Raw genomic sequence first — 502 nt, 5'->3', positions numbered from 1 at the left:
TTTCCAGTCGAACGCAGACCTCACGGTCTTGGCCAGTACGTTGCGCAGCGCCAGCCAGAGCAGCTTGATAGCCGCCTCGTCATTGGGGAAGTGACCACGGGTCTTGATGATCTTGCGCAACTGCATATTCAAACTTTCTATGGCGTTCGTGGTGTACACGACCCGTCGAATCTCCGGCGGAAACACGTAGAACGGCACGACGTGCTCCCACGCGCGTTGCCACGACTGCACGATCGTCGGGTACTTCACGCCCCAAGGACCATCGGCGAAGTCTTGCAACGCCTGCCGTGCCGCCTCTTCGCTGGAAGCCGCGTAGATCGGGCGCAGCGCTGCGGCGAGCACCTTACGGTCCTTGTAGCTGGCGTATTCGAGGCTGTTGCGGATCAGATGCACGATGCAGGTCTGAACGGTGGTCCGCGGATAGGCCGCGCTGATGGCCTCGGTCAGCCCCTTCAGGCCATCGACCACGGCGATCAGGATGTCCTGGCAGCCGCGCGTCTTC

Annotated in this window: 1 protein-coding gene; it reads right to left on the bottom strand. The window is 61.8% G+C overall.

Annotated features, from left to right (window positions below):
* Positions 1–502: IS256 family transposase (locus tag U5771_RS35320; protein WP_322028200.1), on the bottom strand; the 502-nt coding region annotated here is incomplete at both ends.

The sequence above is a fragment of the Burkholderia sp. BCC1977 genome, from assembly GCF_905339595.1.
Lineage (GTDB): Bacteria > Pseudomonadota > Gammaproteobacteria > Burkholderiales > Burkholderiaceae > Burkholderia.
This window is presented reverse-complemented; position numbering and strand designations above follow the sequence as displayed.